The 23,547-nt window shown below is 64.2% G+C and carries 24 protein-coding genes and 1 pseudogene; 11 read left to right on the plus strand and 14 right to left on the minus strand.

Features of this window, described 5'->3' with window-relative positions; genetic code table 11:
• Positions 1–6: 6 nt before the first annotated feature.
• The 4 genes from MnOB_RS10555 to MnOB_RS10570 form a co-directional block, all read right to left on the minus strand.
• The gene (locus tag MnOB_RS10555) at positions 7–795 is read right to left on the minus strand and encodes an ABC transporter permease (protein WP_077524174.1); all 789 of its coding nucleotides are present in this window, start codon (positions 793–795) and stop codon (positions 7–9) included.
• Positions 792–1,706, minus strand: a complete 915-nt coding sequence (locus MnOB_RS10560) for an ABC transporter permease (protein WP_077524175.1) — start codon at positions 1,704–1,706, stop codon at positions 792–794. Before MnOB_RS10560 ends, MnOB_RS10555 begins: the two co-directional genes overlap by 4 nt.
• The gene (locus MnOB_RS10565) at positions 1,703–2,752 is read right to left on the minus strand and encodes an ABC transporter ATP-binding protein (RefSeq protein WP_077524242.1); all 1,050 of its coding nucleotides are present in this window, start codon (positions 2,750–2,752) and stop codon (positions 1,703–1,705) included. Before MnOB_RS10565 ends, MnOB_RS10560 begins: the two co-directional genes overlap by 4 nt.
• 309 nt (positions 2,753–3,061) lie before the next feature.
• Positions 3,062–4,078, minus strand: a complete 1,017-nt coding sequence (locus MnOB_RS10570; RefSeq protein WP_077524176.1) for an AraC family transcriptional regulator — start codon at positions 4,076–4,078, stop codon at positions 3,062–3,064.
• Positions 4,079–4,196: 118 nt separating this feature from the next.
• Between MnOB_RS10570 and MnOB_RS10575 the strand changes: the two genes are divergently transcribed.
• Positions 4,197–5,120: an SdiA-regulated domain-containing protein gene (locus MnOB_RS10575; RefSeq protein WP_077524177.1), complete on the plus strand. Its 924-nt coding sequence runs from the start codon at positions 4,197–4,199 to the stop codon at positions 5,118–5,120.
• On the opposite strand, the gene MnOB_RS10580 is transcribed toward MnOB_RS10575, so the two are convergent.
• A complete protein-coding gene (locus MnOB_RS10580) occupies positions 5,121–5,453 on the minus strand; it encodes a YegP family protein (protein ID WP_077524178.1) in 333 nt (110 codons plus the stop codon).
• Between the two features lie 90 nt (positions 5,454–5,543).
• Positions 5,544–6,215, minus strand: a complete 672-nt coding sequence (gene rpiA / locus MnOB_RS10585; RefSeq protein WP_077524179.1) for a ribose-5-phosphate isomerase RpiA — start codon at positions 6,213–6,215, stop codon at positions 5,544–5,546.
• 139 nt (positions 6,216–6,354) lie between these two features.
• Between rpiA and ilvA the strand changes: the two are divergent.
• The 3 genes and pseudogenes from ilvA to MnOB_RS10600 all read left to right on the plus strand — a co-directional run.
• A pseudogene (ilvA, locus tag MnOB_RS10590) lies at positions 6,355–7,872 on the plus strand (threonine ammonia-lyase, biosynthetic); the annotation flags it as partial.
• Positions 7,873–7,946: 74 nt separating this feature from the next.
• Positions 7,947–8,405 (plus strand): DUF2269 domain-containing protein, encoded by a 459-nt coding sequence (locus MnOB_RS10595; protein WP_077524181.1) that lies wholly within the window; start codon positions 7,947–7,949, stop codon positions 8,403–8,405.
• A 19-nt stretch (positions 8,406–8,424) separates the two neighbouring features.
• The gene (locus MnOB_RS10600; RefSeq protein WP_077524182.1) at positions 8,425–8,892 is read left to right on the plus strand and encodes a DUF2269 domain-containing protein; all 468 of its coding nucleotides are present in this window, start codon (positions 8,425–8,427) and stop codon (positions 8,890–8,892) included.
• Positions 8,893–8,987: 95 nt separating this feature from the next.
• Here MnOB_RS10600 and MnOB_RS10605 read toward each other — a convergent pair whose 3' ends face one another.
• Positions 8,988–9,641, minus strand: coding sequence for a histidinol-phosphatase (locus tag MnOB_RS10605; RefSeq protein WP_077524183.1), 654 nt, complete (start codon positions 9,639–9,641; stop codon positions 8,988–8,990).
• A gap of 145 nt (positions 9,642–9,786) precedes the next feature.
• On the opposite strand from MnOB_RS10605, the gene MnOB_RS10610 reads away from it, so the two are divergent.
• The 3 genes from MnOB_RS10610 to MnOB_RS10620 all read left to right on the plus strand — a co-directional run bounded on the left by MnOB_RS10610 (position 9,787) and on the right by MnOB_RS10620 (position 13,683).
• A complete protein-coding gene (locus tag MnOB_RS10610; protein ID WP_077524243.1) occupies positions 9,787–10,266 on the plus strand; it encodes an RNA pyrophosphohydrolase in 480 nt (159 codons plus the stop codon).
• Positions 10,267–10,288: 22 nt separating this feature from the next.
• On the plus strand, positions 10,289–12,568 hold the full coding sequence (ptsP, locus tag MnOB_RS10615; RefSeq protein ID WP_077524184.1) for a phosphoenolpyruvate--protein phosphotransferase: 2,280 nt from the start codon (positions 10,289–10,291) through the stop codon (positions 12,566–12,568).
• Between the two features lie 80 nt (positions 12,569–12,648).
• Entirely contained in the window at positions 12,649–13,683 is a 1,035-nt protein-coding gene (locus MnOB_RS10620) for a sensor domain-containing diguanylate cyclase (protein WP_077524185.1), read from the plus strand.
• A 60-nt stretch (positions 13,684–13,743) separates the two neighbouring features.
• Here MnOB_RS10620 and MnOB_RS10625 read toward each other — a convergent pair whose 3' ends face one another.
• The 7 genes from MnOB_RS10625 to gshB all read right to left on the minus strand — a co-directional run bounded on the left by MnOB_RS10625 (position 13,744) and on the right by gshB (position 19,626).
• Positions 13,744–15,015 carry a dihydroorotase gene (locus MnOB_RS10625; RefSeq protein WP_077524186.1) on the minus strand — a complete coding sequence of 424 codons (1,272 nt, stop codon included), beginning with the start codon at positions 15,013–15,015 and terminating at the stop codon, positions 13,744–13,746.
• Positions 15,015–16,022 carry an aspartate carbamoyltransferase catalytic subunit gene (locus MnOB_RS10630; protein ID WP_077524187.1) on the minus strand — a complete coding sequence of 336 codons (1,008 nt, stop codon included), beginning with the start codon at positions 16,020–16,022 and terminating at the stop codon, positions 15,015–15,017. Before MnOB_RS10630 ends, MnOB_RS10625 begins: the two co-directional genes overlap by 1 nt.
• A gap of 36 nt (positions 16,023–16,058) precedes the next feature.
• Positions 16,059–16,571 (minus strand): bifunctional pyr operon transcriptional regulator/uracil phosphoribosyltransferase PyrR, encoded by a 513-nt coding sequence (pyrR, locus tag MnOB_RS10635; protein WP_077524188.1) that lies wholly within the window; start codon positions 16,569–16,571, stop codon positions 16,059–16,061.
• Between the two features lie 22 nt (positions 16,572–16,593).
• Positions 16,594–17,034, minus strand: coding sequence for a Holliday junction resolvase RuvX (gene ruvX / locus MnOB_RS10640; protein ID WP_077524189.1), 441 nt, complete (start codon positions 17,032–17,034; stop codon positions 16,594–16,596).
• Positions 17,034–17,600: a YqgE/AlgH family protein gene (locus MnOB_RS10645; RefSeq protein ID WP_077524190.1), complete on the minus strand. Its 567-nt coding sequence runs from the start codon at positions 17,598–17,600 to the stop codon at positions 17,034–17,036. The genes ruvX and MnOB_RS10645 overlap by 1 nt, the downstream gene beginning before the upstream one ends.
• Before the next feature lie 113 nt (positions 17,601–17,713).
• Positions 17,714–18,607: an energy transducer TonB gene (locus MnOB_RS10650; RefSeq protein WP_077524191.1), complete on the minus strand. Its 894-nt coding sequence runs from the start codon at positions 18,605–18,607 to the stop codon at positions 17,714–17,716.
• Between the two features lie 56 nt (positions 18,608–18,663).
• Positions 18,664–19,626, minus strand: coding sequence for a glutathione synthase (gene gshB / locus MnOB_RS10655; RefSeq protein WP_077524192.1), 963 nt, complete (start codon positions 19,624–19,626; stop codon positions 18,664–18,666).
• Positions 19,627–19,894: 268 nt separating this feature from the next.
• Between gshB and pilG the strand changes: the two genes are divergently transcribed.
• The 4 genes from pilG to MnOB_RS10675 all read left to right on the plus strand — a co-directional run bounded on the left by pilG (position 19,895) and on the right by MnOB_RS10675 (position 23,493).
• The gene (gene pilG, locus MnOB_RS10660; protein ID WP_077524193.1) at positions 19,895–20,302 is read left to right on the plus strand and encodes a twitching motility response regulator PilG; all 408 of its coding nucleotides are present in this window, start codon (positions 19,895–19,897) and stop codon (positions 20,300–20,302) included.
• 45 nt (positions 20,303–20,347) lie between these two features.
• A complete protein-coding gene (gene pilH / locus MnOB_RS10665; protein ID WP_077524194.1) occupies positions 20,348–20,713 on the plus strand; it encodes a twitching motility response regulator PilH in 366 nt (121 codons plus the stop codon).
• Between the two features lie 55 nt (positions 20,714–20,768).
• The gene (locus tag MnOB_RS10670; RefSeq protein ID WP_077524195.1) at positions 20,769–21,305 is read left to right on the plus strand and encodes a chemotaxis protein CheW; all 537 of its coding nucleotides are present in this window, start codon (positions 20,769–20,771) and stop codon (positions 21,303–21,305) included.
• A gap of 139 nt (positions 21,306–21,444) precedes the next feature.
• Positions 21,445–23,493 carry a methyl-accepting chemotaxis protein gene (locus tag MnOB_RS10675; protein WP_077524196.1) on the plus strand — a complete coding sequence of 683 codons (2,049 nt, stop codon included), beginning with the start codon at positions 21,445–21,447 and terminating at the stop codon, positions 23,491–23,493.
• The last annotated feature ends 54 nt before the right edge of the window (positions 23,494–23,547 follow it).

The following is a 23,547-nucleotide window of genomic DNA, read 5'->3' on the forward strand; positions in this document are numbered from 1 at the left end:
TTCGGGTCAGCGCTTGCGCTGCCCGACGTAGTAGGACAATGCAACGAAAGCTATAGAAATCACGAGGATGATCGAGGAAATCGCGTTGATCTTCGGCGAAATGCCCATCCTGATCGAGCTGAAGATGTACACCGGCAGGGTGGTGGCCCCGGCACCGGCGACGAAGTAGGTGATGACGAAGTCGTCCATGGAAATGATGAAGGCGAGCATCGCACCGGAAAGGATGCCGGGCATCAGTAGCGGGAAGGTCACCTTCCAGAAGGCTTTCCAGGGCGAGGCGTAGAGGTCGGCGGCGGCTTCGGCCAGGCGCGGGTCCATGCCTTCCAGGCGGGCGCGGATCGGCAGGTAGGCGAAGGGAATGCAGAACACCACGTGGGCGATGAGGATGGTGAACAGCGAGAGCTTCAGGCCGATGAAGGCGAAGAACATCAGGGTGGCCACGGCGGTGACGATCTCCGGCACCAGCAGCGGCAGGCCGAGTACCCCGTTCATCAGCGTCTGCCCACGGAAGGCGCGACCGCGCATGCCCAGGGCGGCGAGGGTGGCCAGGGAGGTGGCGATCAGGGTGGCGAAGGTGGCGACGATCAGCGAATTCTTCGCCGCGCGGACGATTTCCGGATCGTTGGCCACCACCGAGTACCACTTGAGGCTGAAGCTTTCCCAGATGGTCGCCGACTGTCCGCCGTTGAAGCTCAGCGCCACCAGCACCAGGATCGGCACATAGAGGAAGGCGAAGAACAGCCAGGCAGTGGGCCGTACCCCGGTGAATCGCCAGAGCGGGTTCTGCATGTTCATGGGTGGCCTCCGCCGGCGGCCTGCTTGAAACGCAGGCTATAGAGCAGCATCGCCAGCAGCACGAAGCCGAGCAGGGCGAACGACAGCGCCGCGCCCAGCGGCCAGTTGTGCGATGCACCGAACTGCAGCTGGATCAGGTTGCCGATCATCAGCGACTTACCGCCCCCCAGCAGCTCGGGAATGATGTAGTTGCCGAGCGAGGGAATGAACACCAGGATCGCGCCGGCGACGATGCCTGGCATGGCCAGCGGCACGATGATCCGGCGCAGCGCCTGGAAGCGGTTGGCGCCGAGGTCGAAGGCGGCTTCCACCAAGCGCCAGTCGAGCTTTTCGAGGCTGGTGTAGATGGGCAGCACCATGAACGGCAGGAAGGTGTAGAGCAGGCCGATTACCACCGCCACGTCGGTGTAGAGCAGACCCAGGGCACCGTCCGAGAGCCCGAACACGCCGAGGCCGCTGTCCACCAGGCCGCCATTGCGCAGCAGCAGGATCCATGCGTAGACCCGCACCAGCAGGTTGGTCCAGAAGGGCACGGTGACCAGGAACAGCAGCAGGTTGCGTTTGCGCTCGCTCTGCAGTGCCAGGTAGAGCGCGGTGGGGAAACCGATCAGCAGGCAGCCGACCGTGGTCAGTACCGACAGCCAGAACGAGCGCTGGAAAATCTGCAGATAGTCGGTGTTGAACACCAGGCTGTCGTCCAGGTCACGCTCGTAGAGGAAGTTGACGTAGGCCTCCAGCGAATACTGGTCCCACTTCACGCCGCCGTAGTCGCCCGGCGCCAGGATCGACACCAGGAACATGATTCCCAGCGGCAACACCAGGAACACCAGCAGGGCGATCATCGCTGGGCTGGTCAGCGCCAGGCGGCGGCGCAGCTGGCGGCGTTCCGCCTGGGCGCGCAGGGTGCTCATTCGACCAGCACCCGGATGGCTTCGCTGGGTACCTGCACTCGCACTTTCTCGCCGGTCGCGTAGGCGTTCAGTGCGCCGTTGCGGTTCTGCTGGCGTACGCGGAAGCCGCTCTGTCCGGCGATGTTGAGGTGGTACACGGTGTCGGTGCCGACGTAGACCACGTTCTCGATCTCGCCGGCCAGGTTGCCCTGTTCGTCGAGGCAGGTGCGCTCCGGGCGGATCGCCAGGGTGACGGCGCCACGGCGGGGGCTGTAGGCGCTGAGCAGTTGGCCATCGGGCAGCAGGACACCACGTTCCAGCGCTTCGCCTTCGAGGAAGTTGGTTTCACCGATGAAGTCCGCCACCGTGCGGTTCAGCGGTGCTTCGTAGATTTCCGTCGGGGTGCCGACCTGGAGGATGCGGCCCTTGCTCATCACCGCGATGCGGTCGGACATGGTCAGGGCTTCTTCCTGGTCGTGGGTGACGAAGATGAAGGTGATGCCGGTCTCGTGCTGCAGGCGCTTGAGCTCGATCTGCATGTCCTTGCGCAGCTTCTGGTCCAACGCCGAGAGCGACTCGTCCAGCAGCAGCACCTTGGGCTTGTTGGCCAGGGCGCGGGCCAGGGCGATGCGCTGCTGCTGGCCGCCGGAAAGCTGGTCGGCGCGGCGTTTGCCCACATCCGGCAGCTTCACCAGTTCCAGCATGCGCTGCACCGTCTGCTCGATGTCGCTGCGGGAGAGCCCGCGCATCTCCAGGCCGAAGGCGATGTTCTGCGCCACGGTCATGTGCGGGAACAGGGCGTAGCTCTGGAACACGGTGTTGACCGGGCGGCGGAACGGCGGGAGGCCCTGCATGGGCTCGCCGTACAGGCGGATGGCGCCGGAGCTGGGTTGCTCGAAGCCCGCGATGAGCCGCAAGAGGGTGGTCTTGCCGCAGCCGGATGGGCCGAGGAGGGTGAAGAACTCGTTGGCGCGGATTTCCAGGGAAACATCGTCGAGGGCCTTCACGCCCTGCCCCGGATCACCGAACTCCATGCACACACGTTCGACGCTGATCGCGCTAGTCATGCTGATCACAAGCTCTAAGAATTTGTTCTTATTGGGCTTTTCTTTTTTCGCTGGTGAAGCGGCCCTTGTTTGTCGCGATTCTGTCAGCAGCCTAGTAGGTGCAGAACGATAGATCAGGTCAAAAGGGGATATTTTCGGCCAATTTGTGAGTGGTTATGAGGTCGCAGTAGCGGCGCTGGGTGCTTGCCTGTAGGGGCGATTTCAATCGCCAAGCAGGCCGAAGGTCTGCCCTACAAGGTCAGCCGGGACAGCTGCGCTGTCTTTGGCGAATGAATTCGCCTCCACAGAAAGGGCAGGTCAGAGAAATAGCTAACGCCGATACAGACTCGGCGACTGCCCGCTCCAGCGCTGGAAGGCATGCCGGAAGCTCGCCGTTTCGCTGTAGCCAAGCTGTTCGGCGATCAGGTAGATGGGCAGGTCGGTCTGCACCAGCAGCTGGCGCGCCTTGTCGTAGCGCACTTCATCCAGCAGGCGCTGGAAGCTGGTGTTCAGCTGCCGCAGGTGACGGCGCAGGGTGCGCTCGGAGCGGTGCAGCTGGCGCGCGACGCTGTCCAGGTCGCACGCATCGCGCAGATTGCCGGCCAGGTGATGGCGGATCTGGTCGAGCACGTCATGGCGGCTGTTGAGTTGGGCGTCCAGTTTCAGGCATTGCTGCAGGCCGTAGTGGCAAGTCACCGGGTCCGCCAGGGGCAGGGTGCGGTCGAGCAGGGCGGCGTCGAAGCAGAGAGCATTGCGCGAGGCGCCGAATTCCACCGGGCAGCCGAGTATCTGTTCATAGGTAGCGGCGTGCAGAGGCGGGCGATAGGAGAGGCAGACACGCATCGGGCGAATGCTGGTGCCGAGCAGATCCTGCAACACCGTGAGCAGCGAGGTCAGGCAGAGCTCGCTGTTGAACACGGTCAGCTCCGGTGCGTAGCGGTAGCCGACTGCGACGAGGCGCGCCTCGTCGCGGTCCTCCTCAAGGCTCAGCTTGAAGTAGGTGCCCAGCAATGCCGACTGGCCGAGGGCGATGGTCAGGGCATCGCGCAAGGTGCGGCTGGCGAGCATGGTGTAGCCGAGCATGCCGTAGGCGGATACGTGCATGCGCAGGCCGAGGGACAGGCCCAGGGCCGGATCGCGGGTGCTGGCCAGGGCATTGGCGAAGACGCGCAGCTCCTGAGCATGCGAGATCAATTTATCGGGGGTGTCGAGATCGGCGCAGCAGACGCCGCTGCCATCCAGCAGGACCATGCGGTCGGTGCCGCTGCTGGCCAATGTGGCCACGGCCAGAGCGATGGTGTGCAAGGTGGTGAGTGCACGTGCTTCCGGTAGCAGCGCGGTGGCCATGTCCGTCCCCTTTTGTAACGTCCTTCCAGCATGTGCCCAGGCTTTAAGCTTCAATTCAGGTAGAAGTCCGGTGCGCTCTGTATCCTTCGCCGCGTCCTGAATCCCCGAGTCCTGATCGATGCGTTCATTCCTGACCCCGTGGCGCCTGGTCACCGCGTTCCTGGTGCTGCTGCTGGTGCTGCTCGGAATTGCCGCCCAGCAGTTCCGGCTGTTCGAGCGCGGCCTGTTCGCACTGCAAGAATGGCGCCACGCCTCCGAATGGCGGGAACGATCCCTCTGGCTCCCGGACTATCAGGTGGCCATCGAGGCCAAGCCCATCGAGGGCCTGTCGGACGACGTCTCCGCGCTGACTTACGACCCTGACCGGCACAGCCTCTTCACCGTCACTAACCAGCGCCCAGAGATCATCGAACTGTCCCTGGACGGGCACCTGATCCGCCGCATCCAGTTGGTGGGATTTGGCGACCCCGAGGCCATCGAGTACATCAGCAAGGGCGTCTACGTGATTACCGACGAGCGCCTGCAGCGCCTCATCAAGGTGCGTGTCGATGAGGACACCACCTCCATCGATGCCAGCGAGTCGCAGCAGCTGTCCCTGGGTATCGGCCTTTCCGGAAACAAAGGTTTCGAGGGCCTGGCCTACGATTCCGTCGGGCAGCGCCTGTTCGTGGCCAAGGAGCGCGATCCGGTGCGCATTTACGAGATCCACGGTTTCCCCCACACCAACCCGGACAAGCCCTTCGCGGTGCACGTGGTGGACGACCCGAAGCGTGACGCCAGGCTCTTCCTGCGCGATCTTTCCAGCCTGCAGTACGAGGAGCGCAGCGGCCATTTGCTGGCGCTGTCGGACGAGTCGCGGCTGGTGCTGGAGCTGAACGCCGATGGCCGCCCCATCAGCACGCTTTCGCTGCTGCGCGGCATGCACGGCCTGCAGCGGGGGGTGCCGCAGGCCGAGGGGGTGGCCATGGATAACGACGGCAACCTCTATCTGGTCAGCGAGCCGAACCTGTTCTACGTGTTCCGCAAACAGGCGAGCGACTGATCAGCTTTCGTCGTTGAGGGTGGCGCCGGGGGCATTGTTTCTGACTGAGTCGATGCCTGCGCTGGCGCTGGAGGCGCTGGCGTACATCTGGCTCTGGCCGATGACCTGGCCGTTGGTGGCCTTGAGCACGAAGTAGAACTTGCCGTTGCTGGCGGTCTTGTTTTCGAAGGCGCCGTCGCGAGCGGCGTTCTTGCGCACCGACTCGATACCGTTCAAGGCTGAATCCTTGGCCTTGTACAGCTCGCTGGTGAGGATGGTTTCGCCGTTGCCGGCGTTCAGGTTGAAGTGGAACTGGCCATCGTTGGCCTTCTTCAGGTGGAATTTCCCAGCCATGGGGCACCTCCTAGTTCGTGGCAGTGGACGGCGCCGAACGGCGCCGTAGCCAACAAATCTAGACGGTTTCCCGCAGGCCGGGAGTCCGCGTCAGGCGGTCAGGCTCCGGACGCCATCCTTGGTGCCCAGCAGCAGCAGGTCGGCCGGGCGGGCGGCGAACAGGCCGTTGGTGACCACGCCGACGATGTTGTTGATCTGCTCTTCGAGCTGTACCGGGCTGTCGATCTGCAGGTTGTACACATCGAGGATGATGTTGCCGTTGTCGGTCAGCACGCCTTCGCGGTAGACCGGGTCACCGCCCAGCTTCACCAGTTGGCGCGCCACATGGCTGCGGGCCATGGGGATGACTTCCACCGGCAGCGGGAAGGTGCCGAGCAGCGGAACCAGCTTGCTCTCGTCGGCGATGCAGATGAAGGTCTTGGCCACCGCCGCGACGATCTTCTCGCGGGTCAGGGCGGCACCGCCGCCCTTGATCAGTTCGAGGCGCTCGTTGCTCTCGTCGGCGCCGTCGACATAGAACTCCAGGTCACTGACGCCATTCAGGTCGTAGACCGGGATGCCGTGGCCCTTCAGACGCTGGGCGGTGGCTTCGGAGCTGGCCACGGCACCGTCGAAGGCCATCTTGTGCTGGGCAAGCAGGTCGATGAAGAAGTTGGCAGTGGAGCCGGTGCCGACGCCGACGATGCTCTTTTCACCGAGCTTGGGAAGGATGAAGTCGATGGCGGCCTGGGCGACGGCCTGCTTGAGCTGGTCCTGGGTCATGCTGTGGAGGTCCGATTGGAGGAGTGTCGAGGGCGCGAATTATAGCCCGTCGCCGGGGCAAAACCCCGCATTCTCTGTGGTCGCCCGACGAATCCCTGCGGTAGACTCGGTCCTCCCGTGAAATGCCGCCAGTGAAGCCGCGATGCTCGAAGAATACGTGAAGAAGACCCTGACCTCGCGCGTCTACGACGTCGCCGTGGAAACCCCGCTGCAGCCCGCCCGCCAGCTCACCGAGCGCCTCGGCAACCAGATCCTCCTCAAGCGCGAGGACCTGCAACCGGTCTATTCCTTCAAGATTCGCGGCGCCTACAACAAGATCGCCCAGCTCTCTCGCGAGGAACTGAATCGCGGCGTGGTCACCGCATCGGCCGGCAATCATGCCCAGGGCGTCGCCCTGGCGGCCCGCGAGCTGGGCGTTAAAGCGACCATCGTGATGCCGCGCACCACGCCGGAGCTGAAAGTGCAGGGCGTGCGTGCCCGCGGCGGCAAGGTGGTGCTGCATGGCGACGCCTTCCCCGAGGCGCTGGCCCACTCGCTGAAGCTGGTGGAAGAGAAGGGCTACGTCTACATCCACCCCTACGATGATCCGGAAGTGATCGCCGGCCAGGGCACCGTGGCGATGGAGATCCTGCGTCAGCACCCTGGTCGCCTGGACGCCATCTTCGTGCCGGTGGGCGGTGGCGGCCTGGTTGCGGGCATCGCCGCCTTCGTCAAATACCTGCGCCCCGAGGTGAAGGTGATCGGCGTCGAGCCGGACGATTCCAACTGCCTGCAGGCCGCCATGGCCGCTGGCGAACGCGTGGTGCTGGGGCAGGTTGGACTGTTCGCCGATGGCGTTGCCGTGGCGCAGATCGGCCAGCACACTTTCGATATCTGCAAGCAGCATGTGGATGAGGTAATCACCGTCAGCACCGACGAAATCTGCGCGGCGATCAAGGATATCTACGACGACACCCGCTCCATCACCGAACCCGCCGGCGCCCTCGCCGTAGCCGGGATCAAGAAGTACGTCGAACGCGAAGGCGTGCGCGACCATACCCTGGTGGCCATCGACTCCGGCGCCAACATCAATTTCGACCGCCTGCGCCACGTGGCCGAGCGTGCCGAGCTGGGGGAGAAGCGCGAGGCAATCATCGCGGTGACCATCCCGGAACGCCCGGGCAGCTTCAAGGCCTTCTGCGAAGCCATCGGCAAGCGCCAGATCACCGAGTTCAACTACCGCTACAACACCGATGCCGAAGCGCACATCTTCGTCGGCGTGCAGACCCACCCGGAAACCGATCCGCGTGCGGCCCTGGTGGAGAACCTGCGCAGCCAGGGCTTCCCGGTGCTGGACCTCACCGACAACGAACTGGCCAAGCTGCATATCCGCCACATGGTCGGCGGCCACGCAGTGCGCATCAGCGATGAAATGGTGTTCCGTTTCGAATTCCCCGAGCGTCCGGGGGCGCTGTTCAACTTCCTCAACAAGCTCGGCGGCCGCTGGAACATCACCATGTTCCACTACCGCAACCACGGCGCCGCCGATGGCCGCGTGGTCGCCGGCCTGCAGGTGCCGGCCGAGGAACGCGCGCTGGTGCATGTTGCCCTCGACGAGATCGGCTACCCCCACTGGGACGAAAGCGACAACCCGGCCTACCAGCTCTTCCTGGGCTGACGCAGGCCGGGGGCGCTGGATCGGGCGGCTGCTAGGCTTTGACTCAGCCGCCCACGCAGACAAGGACCTGCTTCATGGAAAACTACCTCGCATTCCGCATCCTCCACGGCCTGGCCACCCTGCTGTTCTTCGGCGGACTGGCAGGACTGGCGTGGTACGGCTGGCGCAATTTCCGTTCCGGCGATGCCGCGCTAATCGGCCCCAGCCTGCGGCGCATTCTGCTGATCGGCGTGCCGCTACTGATCCTCGTCGCCGTGTCGCTGCCGATCAGCGGCTGGTGGATGGTGAACCTCGCTGGCCTGCCGCTGGGCCAGACCTGGATTCTCGGCGGAGCCATTCTCTATCTGTTCGGTTGCATTGCCTGGCTGCTGCTGTTCCGCCGTGTCGGGCGACTGCGGGAGCAGGCACTGGTCGACGGCGGACCGGCTTCCGCACCTGTTCGACGCAGCCTCAAGTTCGGTGCCGCCTACGGTCTCGTCGGCCTGCTGCTGTTCATGTCCGTGCTGGCGCTGATGCTGGCCAAACCGCTCTGATGCGGCGTTTGCACCAGGCATGACCCTCTATTTTCTGTTCAAGACCGTCCATGGCCTGCTGGCCGCCGTGCTTTTCGGCGCGGCGCTGGCCGGGCTGTTCTTTGCCCGCCGGGCCTGGAAAGAGGCTGATCCCCAGCAGATGGCGGCCACCTTCGCCTCTTTGGTGAGGCTGGAATGCTGGTTGATTGCCAGTTCTGCCGTGCTGCTGCCCTTGAGTGGCCTGGCGCTGGCGAAGGTCGGCGGCTGGCCGTTGGGTCAGCGCTGGTTGTTGTGGAGTGTAGGAATCTACCTGCTGGCGGCGCTCTGCTGGCTGCCTCTGCTCTGGCTGCAGGTGCGCATTCGCAATCTGGCGCGCCAGGCGTTTCGGGATGGCACGGCGCTAGCGCCGCAGGTGGCCAGCCATGTGGCTGTACGCACCTGGCTGGCGGTTCTCGCACTGGTATTGCTGGCGGTGGTGTACGCGCTCATGGTGATCAAGCCGCTCTGACAGGCCCGCGCTGGCTTTGTTCGTCGGGTGCGCTGCGCGCACCGAATTCCCGGTGCGAGGTCATCGGTGCGCATGGTGCACGCTACCGTCTGGCCCTAGCGCAGCGAGATTACTGGCCAGCCGCGTTGCAGCGCTTCGGCCCGCAGCTTCGGGTCGGGGTCCACTGCCACCGGATGGCTCACCTGTTCGAGCAGCGGCAGATCGTTCAGCGAATCGCTATAGAAGCTGCTGCCCTCGAGGCTGGAGCCGGTTTCCTCCAGCCAGCGCGCCAGGCGCGTTACCTTGCCTTCGCGGAAGCAGGGCACATCGGTGGTGCGGCCGGTGTAGCGGCCATCGGCCATTTCGCATTCGGTGGCCAGCAGCGTTTCGACGCCCAGACGTTTCGCGATCGGCGCGGTGACGAAGCGGTTGGTGGCGGTGATAATCAGCAGCTTGTCGCCGGCGGCGCGGTGCTCGGCCAGCAGGGCTTCGGCCTTCGGCAGGATGATCGGTTCGACGCAGTCGCGCATGAACTCGCGGTGCCACTGGTCGAGCTGCACCATTTCGGTGCGGCCGAGGATTTCCAGGCTGAAGTTCAGGTAGTCCTGGATGTTCAGTCGACCGGCCAGGTAGTCCTGATAGAACTCGTCGTTGCGCGCCTTGTAGGCGATCCCGTCGAGGATGCCGCGTTCGCACAGGTAGTCGCCCCAGGCGTGATCGCTATCGCCGGCCAGCAGGGTGTTGTCGAGGTCGAAAAGAGCCAAACGCACGTCGTATTTCCTTGCATCGAGGCTTCGAAGGGCGGCCAGAATAGCCGCTTTGAGCGGAGCTGCCCATCGCGAGAAAGGCTCGCATTGCTGCGTTTAAGGCCTTTATGGAACAATGCCGAAACATGCGTTTGCGAGGTTGAGTGCCGTGATCGATTCCGATGGTTTTCGCCCGAATGTCGGCATCATTCTCGCCAATGATGTCGGGCAGGTACTTTGGGCCCGGCGTATCAATCAGGATGCCTGGCAGTTCCCGCAGGGTGGTATCAACCCACGCGAGACGCCCGAAGAGGCACTTTTCCGGGAGTTGAACGAAGAAGTCGGCCTGGAAGAGCGGGATGTGAAGATTCTTGCCTGCACTCGCGGCTGGTTGCGCTATCGTCTGCCGCAGCGCCTGGTGCGTACCAATAGCCAGCCGCTGTGCATTGGACAGAAGCAGAAGTGGTTCCTGCTGCGTTTGCAGTCGGACGAGAACAAGGTACGGATGGATCTGACCGGCAAGCCCGAATTCGACGGCTGGCGCTGGGTCAGTTACTGGTACCCGTTGGGCCAGGTGGTGACCTTCAAGCGTGAAGTTTATCGCCGTGCCCTCAAGGAACTAGCACCGCGCCTCCTGGCGCAAGACTGACCCGGAGAAAGGCTGACTAGCCATGCTCAACACGCTGCGCAAGATCGTCCAGGAAGTGAACGCCGCCAAGGATCTGAAGGCGGCGTTGGCGATCATCGTGCAGCGGGTCAAGGAGGCCATGGGCAGCCAGGTCTGCTCGGTCTACCTGCTGGACCCGGAGTCCAACCGGTTCGTGCTCATGGCCACCGAAGGCCTGAACAAGCGCTCCATCGGCAAGGTCAGCATGGCCCCCAACGAAGGCCTCGTGGGCCTCGTGGGCACCCGCGAGGAACCGCTGAACCTCGAGCACGCCGCCGATCACCCCCGTTACCGCTACTTCGCCGAGACCGGTGAAGAGCGCTTCGCCTCCTTCCTGGGCGCCCCGATCATCCACCACCGTCGGGTGATGGGCGTACTGGTGGTGCAGCAAAAGGAGCGCCGTCAGTTCGACGAGGGCGAGGAAGCCTTCCTCGTCACCATGAGCGCGCAGCTCGCGGGCGTAATCGCCCATGCCGAGGCGACCGGTTCGATTCGCGGCCTGGGTCGCCAGGGCAAGGGAATCCAGGAAACCAAGTTCGTCGGTGTGCCGGGCGCCCCCGGTGCCGCTGTGGGTACTGCTGTGGTGGTGCTGCCGCCGGCCGATCTGGATGTGGTGCCCGATCGCACGGTCGATGACATCGAGGCCGAAGTAGAACGCTTCAAGCAGGCCCTGGAAGCGGTCCGCGAAGACATGCGCCGGCTCTCCAGCAAGCTGGAAACCCAACTGCGCCCCGAAGAGCGTGCCCTCTTCGACGTTTACCTGATGATGCTCGACGACGCCTCCATCGGTATGGAGGTCAAGCGCGTGATCCGCACCGGCCAGTGGGCCCAGGGTGCGCTGCGCCAGGTCGTGCTGGAGCACGTCACCCGCTTCGAACTGATGGACGACGCCTACCTGCGCGAACGCGCCTCCGACGTGAAGGATCTCGGTCGCCGCCTGCTCGCCTACCTGCAGGAAGAGCGCAAGCAGAACCTCGTCTACCAGGAAAACACCATCCTCGTCAGCGAGGAGCTGTCCCCGGCAATGCTCGGCGAAGTGCCTGAAGGCAAGCTCGTTGGCCTGGTTTCGGTACTCGGCTCGGGCAACTCCCACGTCGCCATCCTCGCGCGTGCCATGGGCATCCCGACGGTGATGGGCGTGGTCGACCTGCCGTATTCCAAGGTCGACGGTATCGAGCTGATCGTCGACGGCTACCACGGCGAAGTCTTCACCAACCCCTCGGCGCAACTGCGCAAGCAGTACAGCGAAGTGGTGGAAGAGGAACGCCAGCTGGTCAAGGGTCTGGACGCCCTGCGCAGCCTGCCCTGCGAGACCCTGGACGGCCAGCGCATGCCGCTCTGGGTGAACACCGGCCTGCTTGCCGACGTGACCCGTGCCCAGGAGCGCGGCGCCGAGGGTGTCGGCCTGTATCGCACCGAAGTGCCGTTCATGATCAACGAGCGCTTCCCCAGCGAAAAGGAACAGCTCGCCATCTACCGCGAGCAGCTCGCCGCCTTCCATCCGCTGCCGGTGACCATGCGCACGCTGGATATCGGTGGCGACAAGGCGCTGTCGTATTTCCCGATCAAGGAAAGCAACCCCTTCCTCGGCTGGCGCGGCATCCGCGTCACCCTCGACCACCCGGAGATCTTCCTGGTCCAGGTGCGCGCCATGCTCAAGGCCAGTGAGGGCCTGGACAACCTGCGCATCCTGCTGCCGATGATCTCCGGCACCCACGAGCTGGAGGAGGCGCTGCACCTGATCCATCGCGCCTGGGGCGAGGTGCGTGACGAGGGCGTGGACATCCCCATGCCACCGGTAGGGGTGATGATCGAGATCCCCGCTGCCGTCTACCAGACCAAGGAGCTGTCGCGCCAGGTGGACTTCCTCTCGGTGGGGTCCAACGACCTCACCCAGTATCTGCTGGCGGTGGACCGTAACAACCCGCGCGTGGCGGACCTCTACGACTACCTGCACCCGGCGGTGCTGCAGGCGCTGAAGAAGGTGGTGGACGACGCCCACGCCGAAGGCAAGCCGGTCAGCATTTGCGGCGAGATGGCGGGTGATCCCGCGGCTGCCGTGTTGCTGCTGGCCATGGGCTTCGACAGCCTGTCGATGAACGCCACCAACCTGCCCAAGGTGAAGTGGTTGCTGCGCCAGGTCACCATGACGAAAGCCAAGGAGCTTCTTGATCAGCTGCTGGCCATCGACAATCCGCAGGTTATCCACAGCTCGCTGCATCTCGCCCTGCGCAACCTGGGCCTCGGCCGGGTGATCAACCCGGCGGCGACCATCCAGGCCTGAGGCCGGAAGCAAGCTTTGTAACGCTCGGGTAGGTGCCTGGGCGTAGCGGTCTCAATCGGGTTTCGGCCCGCAGGAAGCTTATGGAAAAGCTTGAGCCCCTCGACCATTGCTACGGCACCACCCTCGAAGAAGTCGAGCGCACCCTGCGCTTCGCCCTGGACATCGTCAGCGACGGCATCTGGGACTGGAACATCCGCACCAATCACGTCAAACGCAGCCCCGGCTGGTACTCCATGCTCGGCTACGCGCTGGATAGCCTGCCGGAGGACGTGGAGACCTGGAAATCGGTGATCCATCCCGGCGATATAGAACGTGTGATGCGCAACTTCCAGGCATACCTGGACGGCGAGAGCCTGATCTACGCCGAGGACTATCGCTGCCGCTGCCGCGACGGCAGTTACCTATGGATCAGCGACCATGGCCGTTTCGTCGAATTCGACGAGGCCGGCAAGCCGACGCGGATGATTGGCGCGCACCGCAATATCCACCAGCGCAAGATGGCCAGCCTCGAATTGCAGCGAAAGAACGAGGAACTCCTGGCCCTCAATCGCAAGCTGGAAGCGCTGGTAGACGCTCGCACCGAGGCCCTGCGCCAGGCCAATGAGGCGCTGGCCCAGCAGGTTGCAAGCGCGATGCGCCTCAGCGAGACCGACCCGCTGACCCAGGTTTCCAACCGCCGGCATTTCGAGCGCAATCTGCACGGCGAGTGGCAGCGCTTCCAGCGTCATGGACATGTGACGTCGCTGTTGATGTTCGACCTCGATCATTTCAAGCGCATCAATGACAGTCACGGCCACCAGATCGGTGATCGAGCCCTGGTGGCTGTCAGCCGCACCGTTCGTGCGGCGCTCAGGGACGAGGATTGTTTCGCTCGTTGGGGCGGCGAGGAGTTCATTGCCCTGCTGCCGGAGACCGGCCAGGACGCCGCCTTGCAGCTGGCAGAGCGTCTGCGCCTGGTGGTCCCCCAGGCCGATCCCAGCTTGCCGCTGGGGTTGACGGCCAGTTTCTCGGTAGCGGGAATGCAGGCTGGCGAAGGAGTCGAGTCGCTACTAAAGCGCCTGGACGACGGTCTCTATCGTGCCAAACAGCGACGCAACTGCATCGAGGCCTGTTGATCGCCGCGTCCCCTGAAATGAAAAAGCCCGCCGAATGGCGGGCTTTTTCGTGTAGCGGCTTCAGGCCTGGAAAATGATCCTGCCGTCCACCAGCGTGTAGCGGACCTTGCCTGGCAGGCAGTGACCGATGAAGGGGCAGTTGTCGCCTTTGGACTTCCAGGTTTCCCCGGCCAGGGTGGATGCCTGCGGGTCGAACAGCACCAGATCCGCTGGTGCGCCGACGGCCAGGCGGCCAGCGGGCAGGCGCAGGGCGCGAGCTGGGCCGGCGGTAAGGCGGGCGAGCAGGGTGGGCAGGTCGAGCAGGCCGTCCTGGACCAGGGTCATGGCCAGCGGAAGCAGCAATTCCACGCTGCTGATGCCGGGCTCGGTGGCGCCGAAGGGCGCGAGCTTGGCGTCGGGCTCGTGGGGTTGGTGGTGACTGGAAATGGCCGAGATCACGCCGCTTTTAACTGCTTCGCGCAGGCCGTCGCGGTCGGCGCGGGTGCGCAGCGGCGGCTGTACATGGTAGAGGCTGGAGAAGTCGATCAGCGCCTCATCAGTGAGGATCAACTGGTACATGGCCACGTCAGCGGTCACCGGCAAGCCACGAGCCTGCGCCTGGGCGATCAGCTCGGCGCCACGGGCGCTGGTGATCTGGCTGAAGTGGGCGCGCACGCCGCTCTGCTCCACCAGCAGCAGGTCACGGGCGAGCGCCACGGTTTCGGCCGACTCCGGAATGCCGGCCAGCCCGAGGAAGCTGGCGGTAGGGCCTTCGTGAGCCAGTCCGCCTTCTGCCAGGGATGCGTCCTGGGAGTGGAAGACGACCGTCAGATCGAACGTGGCGGCATATTCCAGGGCGCGACGCTGCACGCGGTTGCTGACGAAGCTGGCCAGGCCGTTGCCGAAGGCCACGCAGCCCACGTCGCGCAGGGCAACCAGCTCGGACAGCTGCTCGCCGGCCAGGCCCTTGGTCAGGGCGCCGATGGGAAACACCTTGGCATGGCCAGCTTCCTGGGCGCGGTCGAGGATCAATTCGGCCACGGCCGGGGTATCCAGGATCGGGCGGGTCAGGGGCGGGCAGCAGAGGCTGGTGACGCCGCCGCTCACGGCTGCCAGGGTCTCGCTGGCGATACTGCCCTTGCGGCTGTAGCCGGGCTCGCGCAGGGCAACGGAGAGGTCCACCAGGCCGGGCGCGGCCACCAGTCCCTTGGCGTCGACGGTCTTGTCCGCTTCGAAGCCTGCCGGCGCTTTGCCGATGGCGGCGACCTTGCCGCTTTCAAAGAAGAGATCGGTGATCTGATCCTGGCCGCTGGCCGGGTCGATCAGGCGGGCACCGAGGATGTGGGTACGCATCAGTTCAGCTCCTCGGCTTCCTGGTTCAATTGGCGTTGCGCGGTCTGGCCGCTCATGGCCATGGAGAGCACCGCCATGCGAACGGCGATGCCGTAGGTGACCTGGTTGAGGATCACCGACTGCGCGCCATCGGCGACTGCGGATTCGATTTCCACGCCGCGGTTGATCGGACCGGGGTGCATGACGATGGCATCCGGCTTGGCCAGGGTCAGGCGCTGGGAACTCAGGCCGTAGAGCTTGTAGAACTCGCCCTCGCTGGGCAGCAGGCCACCCTGCATGCGTTCACGTTGCAGGCGCAGCATGATCACCACGTCCACATCCTTGAGGCCTTCGGCGAGGTCGGTGTAGACCTTGACGCCGTACTGCTCGACGCCCACCGGGATCAGGGTCTTCGGCCCGATCACACGAATGTCCGGGCAGCCCAGGGTGCGCAGGGCGAGCATGTTCGAGCGGGCCACGCGCGAGTGCAGAATGTCGCCGACGATGGCTACCGAGAGGTTCTCGAAGCTGCCTTTGTGGCGGCGAATGGTGAGCATGTCGAGCATGCCCTGGGTCGGGTGGGCGTGGCGGCCGTCACCGCCGTTGATGATGGCCACGTCCGGGCATACGTGCTCGGCGATGAAGTGGGCGGCGCCGGAATCGGCATGGCGCACCACGAACATGTCGGCGGCCATCGCCTCCAGGTTGCGCAGGGTGTCGAACAGCGTCTCGCCCTTGCTGGTGGAGGAGGTGGATACGTTGAGGGTGATGACGTCGGCGGACAAGCGCTGGGCCGCCAGCTCGAAGGTGGTACGGGTGCGGGTGGAGTTCTCGAAGAACACGTTGCACACCGTCTTGCCGCGCAGCAGCGGGACTTTCTTCACGGCGCGGGCGCCGACTTCGAGGAAGGAGTCGGCGGTGTCGAGGATTTCCGTCAGCAGCTCGCGGGGCAGACCGTCGAGCGAGAGGAAGTGGCGCAGCTGGCCCTGGTCGTTGAGCTGCAGCGGGCGCTTGGCGTCTGTCGGCATGGGGCGGGCCCTGAAAGGTTACGGGAAATCGGGAGGTCAGGCGGGTGAAGCGAGGTCCTGACGCTCGAGGGTGAGCGGCGCGGGGCCGAGCAATTTTACCCGTTCCGTGGCGCCCAGGGACAGGGTCGCGCCGACCACGTCCGGACGGATCGGCAGCTCGCGGGCATTGAGGTCGAGCAGGCACACCAGCGTCACGCTGGCGGGGCGGCCGTAGTCGAAGAGTTCATTGAGGGCGGCGCGTACGGTACGGCCGCTCATGAGTACGTCATCGATCAACACCAGGTGCTGGCCTTCGACTTCGAAGGGCAGCTCGGAGGGGCGCACCTGCGGGTGCAGACCGCTCTGGGTGAAGTCATCGCGATAGAAGGACACGTCGAGGGTGCCCATCGGGCCGGACTCGCCCAGCTGTTCCAACAACGCCTGGGCGACCCACACGCCGCCAGTGCGGATACCGATGTAGCGCGGTTCGGCAATGTTGCGGGACTTCAGGTGGGCTTTCAGGTCGCTGGCCATCCTCGGCAGCAGCTCGGCGGGGTTGGGCAGGGTCATCGGCGGTCCTCGCGTTCTGGAATCAGGAAGTTGCGGAGTTTTCGGCCAGCCAGCCTTCCAGCAGCAGGGCGGCGGCCAGGGCGTCCACTGGGCGCTCGCGGTAGCCGTCGCGCTGACCCTGTGCCAGTCGCTGGCCCTTGGCCTCGAAGGTGGTCAGGCGCTCGTCGTGGGTGAACACCGGCAGATTGAAGCGGCCGTTCAGGCGCCGGGCGAATTTTTCTGCGCGGGCGCTCATCTCGCTGGGCGTGCCATCCATGTTCAGCGGCAGGCCGACGACGATGGCATCGGGCTGCCATTCGCGGATCAGCGCTTCGACCTGCAGCCAGTCCGGCACGCCGTTCTGGGCTTTCAGGACTTTCAGCTCGCGGGCCTGGCCGGTTACCGCCTGGCCCACGGCGACGCCGATCTGTCTGGTGCCGTAATCGAAACCGAGTAGCAGGCGCAGGGGCTTGGATTCGGCCATCAGGCGTGCCCGGCCTGGGCAGTGAGCAGGCTGAGGTTCACGCCCAGCCGCGCGGCGGCGGCCGATAGGCGTTGTTCAGACGGCGTGTCGAAGAGGATGGCGAGGTCTGCTGGGCAAGTCAGCCAGGCGTTGTCGCTGAGTTCGGTTTCCAGCTGCCCGGCGTCCCACCCGGCATAGCCGAGGGCAACCAGGCTCTTCTGCGGGCCACTGCCGTCGGCGATGGCGAAAAGCACGTCCTGGGAGGTGGAAAGGGCCAGCTCGCCGAGCTCCAGGGTGGCCTGGAAGCTGTGGCCAGTCGGGTGCAGGACGAAGCCGCGGTCAGTTTGTACCGGGCCGCCGGCGTAAATCGGCAGACCCTGGCAGCGCGCGGGTGGCATGTAATCCGGGCGCAGTTGTTCGAGCACATCGCTCAGGCTGAGGCCATTGGGGCGGTTGATCACCAGGCCCATGGCGCCCTGCTCGTTGTGTTCCACCAGGTAGGTGACCGTCTGGGCGAAGTTCGGATCGGCCATGTGCGGCATGGCGATCAGGAGGTGGTGCTTGAGGTAGCTCGGTGCGCTTTTCATGTCGGCTAGTTTCAGGCTTAAGACGGCAGGCTTCAAGCGGCAAGGCTGAGGCATGAGCGCCTGTGTCGCGGGGCGCTGAATAGAAGCCTAGAGCCTAGACCGAGTTGCCGCTCTCAATTGCTCGACAGGCGGTCGCCGCGCTCGAAGCGCCAGGTGCGAATGATTTCCAGGCGGTCGATGTCCGCCAGATCGCCGGTGAAGGGCGCGAAGGGGGCGGCGAGGCGCACGATGCGCATGGCGCCCTGGTCCAGCACCTGCTGGCCGGACGATTCGAGCACCTGTACTTCGTAGAGGGTTCCGTCGCGATTGATCGACACCAGCAGTCGCAGGTTGCCGTAGATGCGCTGGCGGCGGGCTTCTTCCGGATAGTTGAGGTTGCCGACGCGCTCGATCTTCTTGCGCCACTCCTCCTTGTACCAGGCGCCCTTGTCGCGCATGGTCGAGGCCGCGCTCAGACGGTGGATGCGCGGGCGTTTGGCATAGAGCTGGCGCTCCTTGTCCAGCTCCGCTTCGAGGCTGGCGATTTCAGCGGAGAGCTGTGAGCTGTCGAAGGTCGGCGCCGGCGTGCTGTCGGGCTGCGGCTTGGTCTGCTCGCGCTTGACCGTGGTTTTCTGCTGCTGCGGGCTCTTGGTTGCCACCGCTGCCTTCGGCGCTTCTTTCTTCGGGGCCTTGGGCGGCGCGGCCGGTGGGGTCGCCTTGCGGATTTCCTTGTCCTGGAAGGGTGCCTTCTCAGTGGTCTTGGGCTTGGCCTTGTGCTCCAGCGTCCCGCTGCCTTGCTGGTTGGCCTGGGCGAGGAAGTCGGCTTTCTTCGGCTTCTCCTCGCTCTTGAAGGTGGCGAGGGTGATTTCCAGGGTCTTGCTGATCTGCTCCGGGTCGGCAACGGTAAAGCCGACGCCGAGGATCAGCGCGACGTGCAACACGGCGGCGAGGAACAGGGTAAAGCCCAGCCGATCCGCCGGGCGGACGCCGGCGGACAGTTCGGTGGCGGTATTCAAGGCTGCGTTCATCGACAGTCAGCTTGCTTCAGATAGCGGCGCAGTCTGCCGAGCGTCCGCATAAAAGTCTATGAAGCACTCCGCGCCTCGAGCTTGTCGGCGATCGCATCCATCAATCGTTCGCCGATGCGTGTGCCGTAGGCATTGTCGATCTCGCGAATGCAGGTGGGGCTGGTGACGTTGATCTCCGTGAGGTGCTCGCCGATCACGTCCAGACCGACGAACAGCAGGCCTTTCTCCCGCAGGGTCGGGCCGACGGCGGCGGCGATTTCACGGTCGCGGTCGGTCAGTGGGCGCGCCTCGCCCCGACCACCTGCGGCCAGGTTGCCACGGGTCTCGCCGGCAGCCGGGATGCGCGCCAGGCAGTAAGGCACCGGATCGCCGTCGATCATCAGGATGCGCTTGTCGCCGTCCTTGATCGCCGGCAGGTAGCCCTGCGCCATGATCTGCTGGCTGCCGTGGGCGGTCAGGGTCTCCAGGATCACCGAGAGATTCGGGTCGCCGGCGCGGTGGCGGAAAATCGAGGAACCGCCCATGCCATCCAGGGGTTTGAGAATGATGTCACGCTGTTCTTCGGCAAACTCGCGCAGAATGTCCGCTCGTCGGCTGACCACGGTTGGCGGCGTGTAATCGGGGAACAGGGTGGCGAAGAACTTCTCGTTGCAGTCGCGAAGGCTCTGCGGACGGTTCACCACCAGCACGCCGGCACGTTCGGCTTGTTCCAGCAGGTAGGTGGAGTAGACGAACTCGTTGTCGAAGGGCGGGTCCTTGCGCATCAGGATCACGTCCAGCTCGGCCAGCGGGGTATCGGCCTCGGCCTCCAGCTCGAACCAGTGTGCAGGGTCGAGGAAGACTTTCAGCGGGCGCATGCGCGCGCGAGCTTCACCGTTTTTCTGGTATAGGTCCTGCTGCTCCATATAGAACAGTGACCAGCCGCGCTCCTGGGCGGCCAGCAGCATGGCCAGGGAGCTGTCCTTCTTGAAGGAGATTTGCGCAATGGGGTCCATGACGATCCCGAGGCGAACGCTCATGGGGGGTCTCCGCAACAGGTTTCAAGGGGCGCGCCAGGGCTGGCGGGCCGGTTTGGATAAGGCGCTCAGGGTGGCGCCAGCATTGATTGCGGTCAAGGGAAAAACCTTCCTCCAGGGGGGAGGTGAGGCAGATGCGGACGCCGTGTAGCTTGCGTCTGGAGACTGTGCTAAAAATGCCCGACGATTGGGTCGCAGCCCGTCGGTTGTAGGGCCTCAGGCACATATATAAAGCAGAATAACGACTCACCGAGGCGATGGTAGGGCGAACATGGAACAGCATTCCGACGGTTTGAAGGTCATGGTGATCGACGATTCGAAAACGATTCGTCGTACAGCCGAGACTCTGCTCAAGAAAGTAGGGTGTGAGGTCATCACCGCAGTTGATGGTTTCGATGCCCTGGCCAAGATCGCCGATTCCCACCCGAACATCATCTTCGTCGACATCATGATGCCGCGCCTGGACGGTTATCAGACCTGCGCCCTGATCAAGAACAACAGTGCTTTCAAATCCACCCCGGTGATCATGCTGTCCTCCAAGGACGGCCTGTTCGACAAGGCCAAGGGTCGCATCGTCGGTTCCGATCAGTACCTCACCAAGCCTTTCAGCAAGGAAGAGCTGCTCGGCGCGATCAAGACTCACGTCCCCGATTTCACCCCGGTGGAGCAAGCCTCCTGAAGTCCGGCCTGATGGCCGGTGAAGCCTTTCCGTATGGGGAACACAATGGCTCGTATTCTGATTGTTGATGACTCGCCTACCGAGATGTACAAGCTGACCGCCATGCTCGAGAAGCACGGTCACCAGGTACTCAAGGCCGAGAATGGCGCCGATGGCGTGGCCCTGGCCCGCCAGGAGAAGCCGGATGCCGTCCTGATGGACATCGTGATGCCCGGCCTCAATGGCTTCCAGGCGACCCGTCAGTTGACCAAGGACGCCGAAACCAGCCACATCCCGGTGATCATCGTCACCACCAAGGACCAGGAGACCGACAAGGTCTGGGGCAAGCGTCAGGGCGCCAAGGATTACCTGACCAAACCGATTGAAGAAGACACCCTGATCAAGACCCTGAGCGCAGTACTGGCCGGCTGAATGCCGCGGCGGTCCCTGCAACATAATTATTAGAAACAGGCCAAGGCCGGTCGCCATGTCGGATTCGCAGTCTCCTTTCCAGCTCCTGTTCGAGATCGACCAGCGCTGTCGCGCGCTGGCGGCGGGCCTGCCTGCGCAACAGCAGGTGGTGCAGAGCTGGAGCGGCATCGGTTTCCGCATGGGCGAGCGCCTGTTCGTCGCGCCCATGGGTGAGGTCAGCGAAGTGCTGCACGAGCCTCGCCACACCTCGCTTCCCGGTGTGAAGACCTGGGTCAAGGGCGTTTCCAACGTGCGCGGACGCCTGCTGCCGGTCATGGACCTGTGCGGCTTCTTCGGCAGCGATCTGTCGCCCTTGCGCAAGCAGCGCCGGGTTCTGGTGGTGGACCACCAGGAGATCTTCGCCGGGCTGATCGTCGACGAAGTCTTCGGTATGCAGCATTTCCTGGTGGACTCCTTCAGCGAGGAGTTGCCTCCCCTGGAGGCCAGTATCCAGCCCTTCATTCATGGTGTTTTCCATCGCGAGCAGCCCTGGCTGGTGTTCAGCCCGCACGCACTCGCGCAGCACCAGGAGTTCCTCGAGGTGGCTGGCTAGGTTCTACGCAGGGCGCCTGGCGTCCTGTATCGGTCCCCGAGGCAGACCCCGGGGGCCGTGACTTCAAGGTTGGGCCGGCTTTGCCGGCCCTTTGGCGTTACATGGGAATAAAGTGGTTGGTCCAGGCGGGGGCCCGATAATGAAAAGACTAAACGCAGGCAATCTGTTTTCAGGGGTGCGCAGTACGTCGCTGATCGCCGGACTCTTCGTGGTCCTGATCATCGCCATCGTGCTGCTGTTCGCGAACTTCGCGTACCTCAACACCCAGGCGAACTACGACAAGGAATACATCAGCCACGCCGGTGAACTGCGCGTGCTGTCCCAGCGTATCGCCAAGAACTCCACCGAAGCCGCGGCGGGCAAGGCTGAAGCCTTCGCCCTGTTGATGGACGCGCGTAACGACTTCGAGACGCGCTGGAACTTCCTGGTCAAGGGCGACGCCTCTACCGGCCTGCCTGCCGCTCCCGTCGCCGTGAAGGGCGAAGTGGATACGGTGCAGAAGGACTGGGACAGCCTGCGCAAGAACGCCGACGCCATCCTGGCTAGCGAGCAGACTGTACTTTCCCTGCACCAGGTAGCCGCCACCCTCGCCGAGACCATTCCGCAGCTGCAGGTCGAGTACGAGGAAGTCGTGGACATCCTCCTCGAAAGCGGTGCGCCCGCCAGCCAGGTTTCCGTGGCCCAGCGCCAGTCGCTGCTGGCAGAACGTATCCTGGGCTCGGTGAACAAGGTACTGGCCGGTGACGAAGACTCGGTACAGGCCGCCGACATGTTCGGCCGCGACGCCAGCCTGTTCGGCCGCGTGCTGAACGCCATGCTCGAAGGCAACGCGGCGATGGATATCTCCAAGGTGACCAACACCGAGGCGCTGGAGCGCCTGCAGGAGATTTCCGAGCTCTTCGAGTTCGTTTCCGGTTCGGTGGACGAGATCCTCGAAACCTCTCCGGAACTGTTCCAGGTCCGCGAATCCGCCAACACCATCTTCACCGGCTCCCAGACCCTGCTGGACAAGGCATCCGCCCTGACCACCGGCTTCGAGAACCTGGCCAACGGCCGTGGCCTGAACACCCTGGCCGGCTACGTGCTGGGTGCCCTCGCCCTGGGCGCGATCATCCTCATCGGCCTGGTAATGGTTCAGAGCACCCGCAGCCGACTGGCTGAAACCGCCGCGAAGAACGAACGTAACCAGGCCGCGATTCTGCGTCTGCTCGACGAAATCGCCGACCTCGCCGACGGTGACCTGACCGTGGCCGCGACCGTGACCGAAGACTTCACCGGTGCGATCGCGGACTCCATCAACTACTCCATCGACCAGCTCCGCGAACTGGTTGAAACCATCAACCTGACCGCTGTGCAGGTGGCCGCCGCCGCCCAGGAAACCCAGGCCACTGCCATGCACCTGGCCGAGGCTTCCGAGCACCAGGCCCAGGAAATCGCCGGTGCCTCCGCCGCGATCAACGAAATGGCCGTGTCCATTGACCAGGTATCGGCGAACGCCTCCGAGTCCTCGGCGGTAGCGGAACGTTCCGTAGCCATCGCCAACAAGGGCAACGAAGTGGTGCACAACACCATCACCGGCATGGACAACATCCGTGAGCAGATCCAGGACACCTCGAAGCGGATCAAACGCCTCGGTGAATCGTCCCAGGAGATCGGTGACATCGTGAGCCTGATTAACGACATCGCCGACCAGACCAACATCCTCGCCCTTAACGCCGCGATCCAGGCGTCCATGGCGGGCGATGCGGGCCGTGGCTTCGCCGTGGTCGCGGACGAGGTACAGCGACTCGCAGAACGTTCCTCGGCCGCGACCAAGCAGATCGAGGCGCTGGTGAAGACCATTCAGACCGACACCAACGAAGCGGTTATCTCCATGGAGCAGACCACCTCCGAAGTGGTCCGTGGTGCCCGCCTGGCACAGGACGCCGGTGTGGCCCTGGAAGAGATCGAGAAGGTATCCAAGACCCTCGCCGCGCTCATCCAGAACATCTCCAACGCCGCTCGTCAGCAAGCGTCCTCCGCTGGCCATATCTCCAACACCATGAACGTGATTCAGGAGATCACCTCGCAGACCTCCGCCGGTACCACCGCCACTGCGAAGAGCATCGGCAACCTGGCGAAGATGGCGAGCGAGATGCGCAAGTCGGTTTCCGGTTTCAAACTGCCGGAAGCTCAGGACATAGCCTGACCAGGGGAGGCGCCGCGGCCTGAGGTCGCGGCACGACGGCCATGAATCAAGGGC

This window comes from Metapseudomonas resinovorans, assembly GCF_002003485.1.
GTDB lineage: Bacteria > Pseudomonadota > Gammaproteobacteria > Pseudomonadales > Pseudomonadaceae > Metapseudomonas > Metapseudomonas resinovorans_D.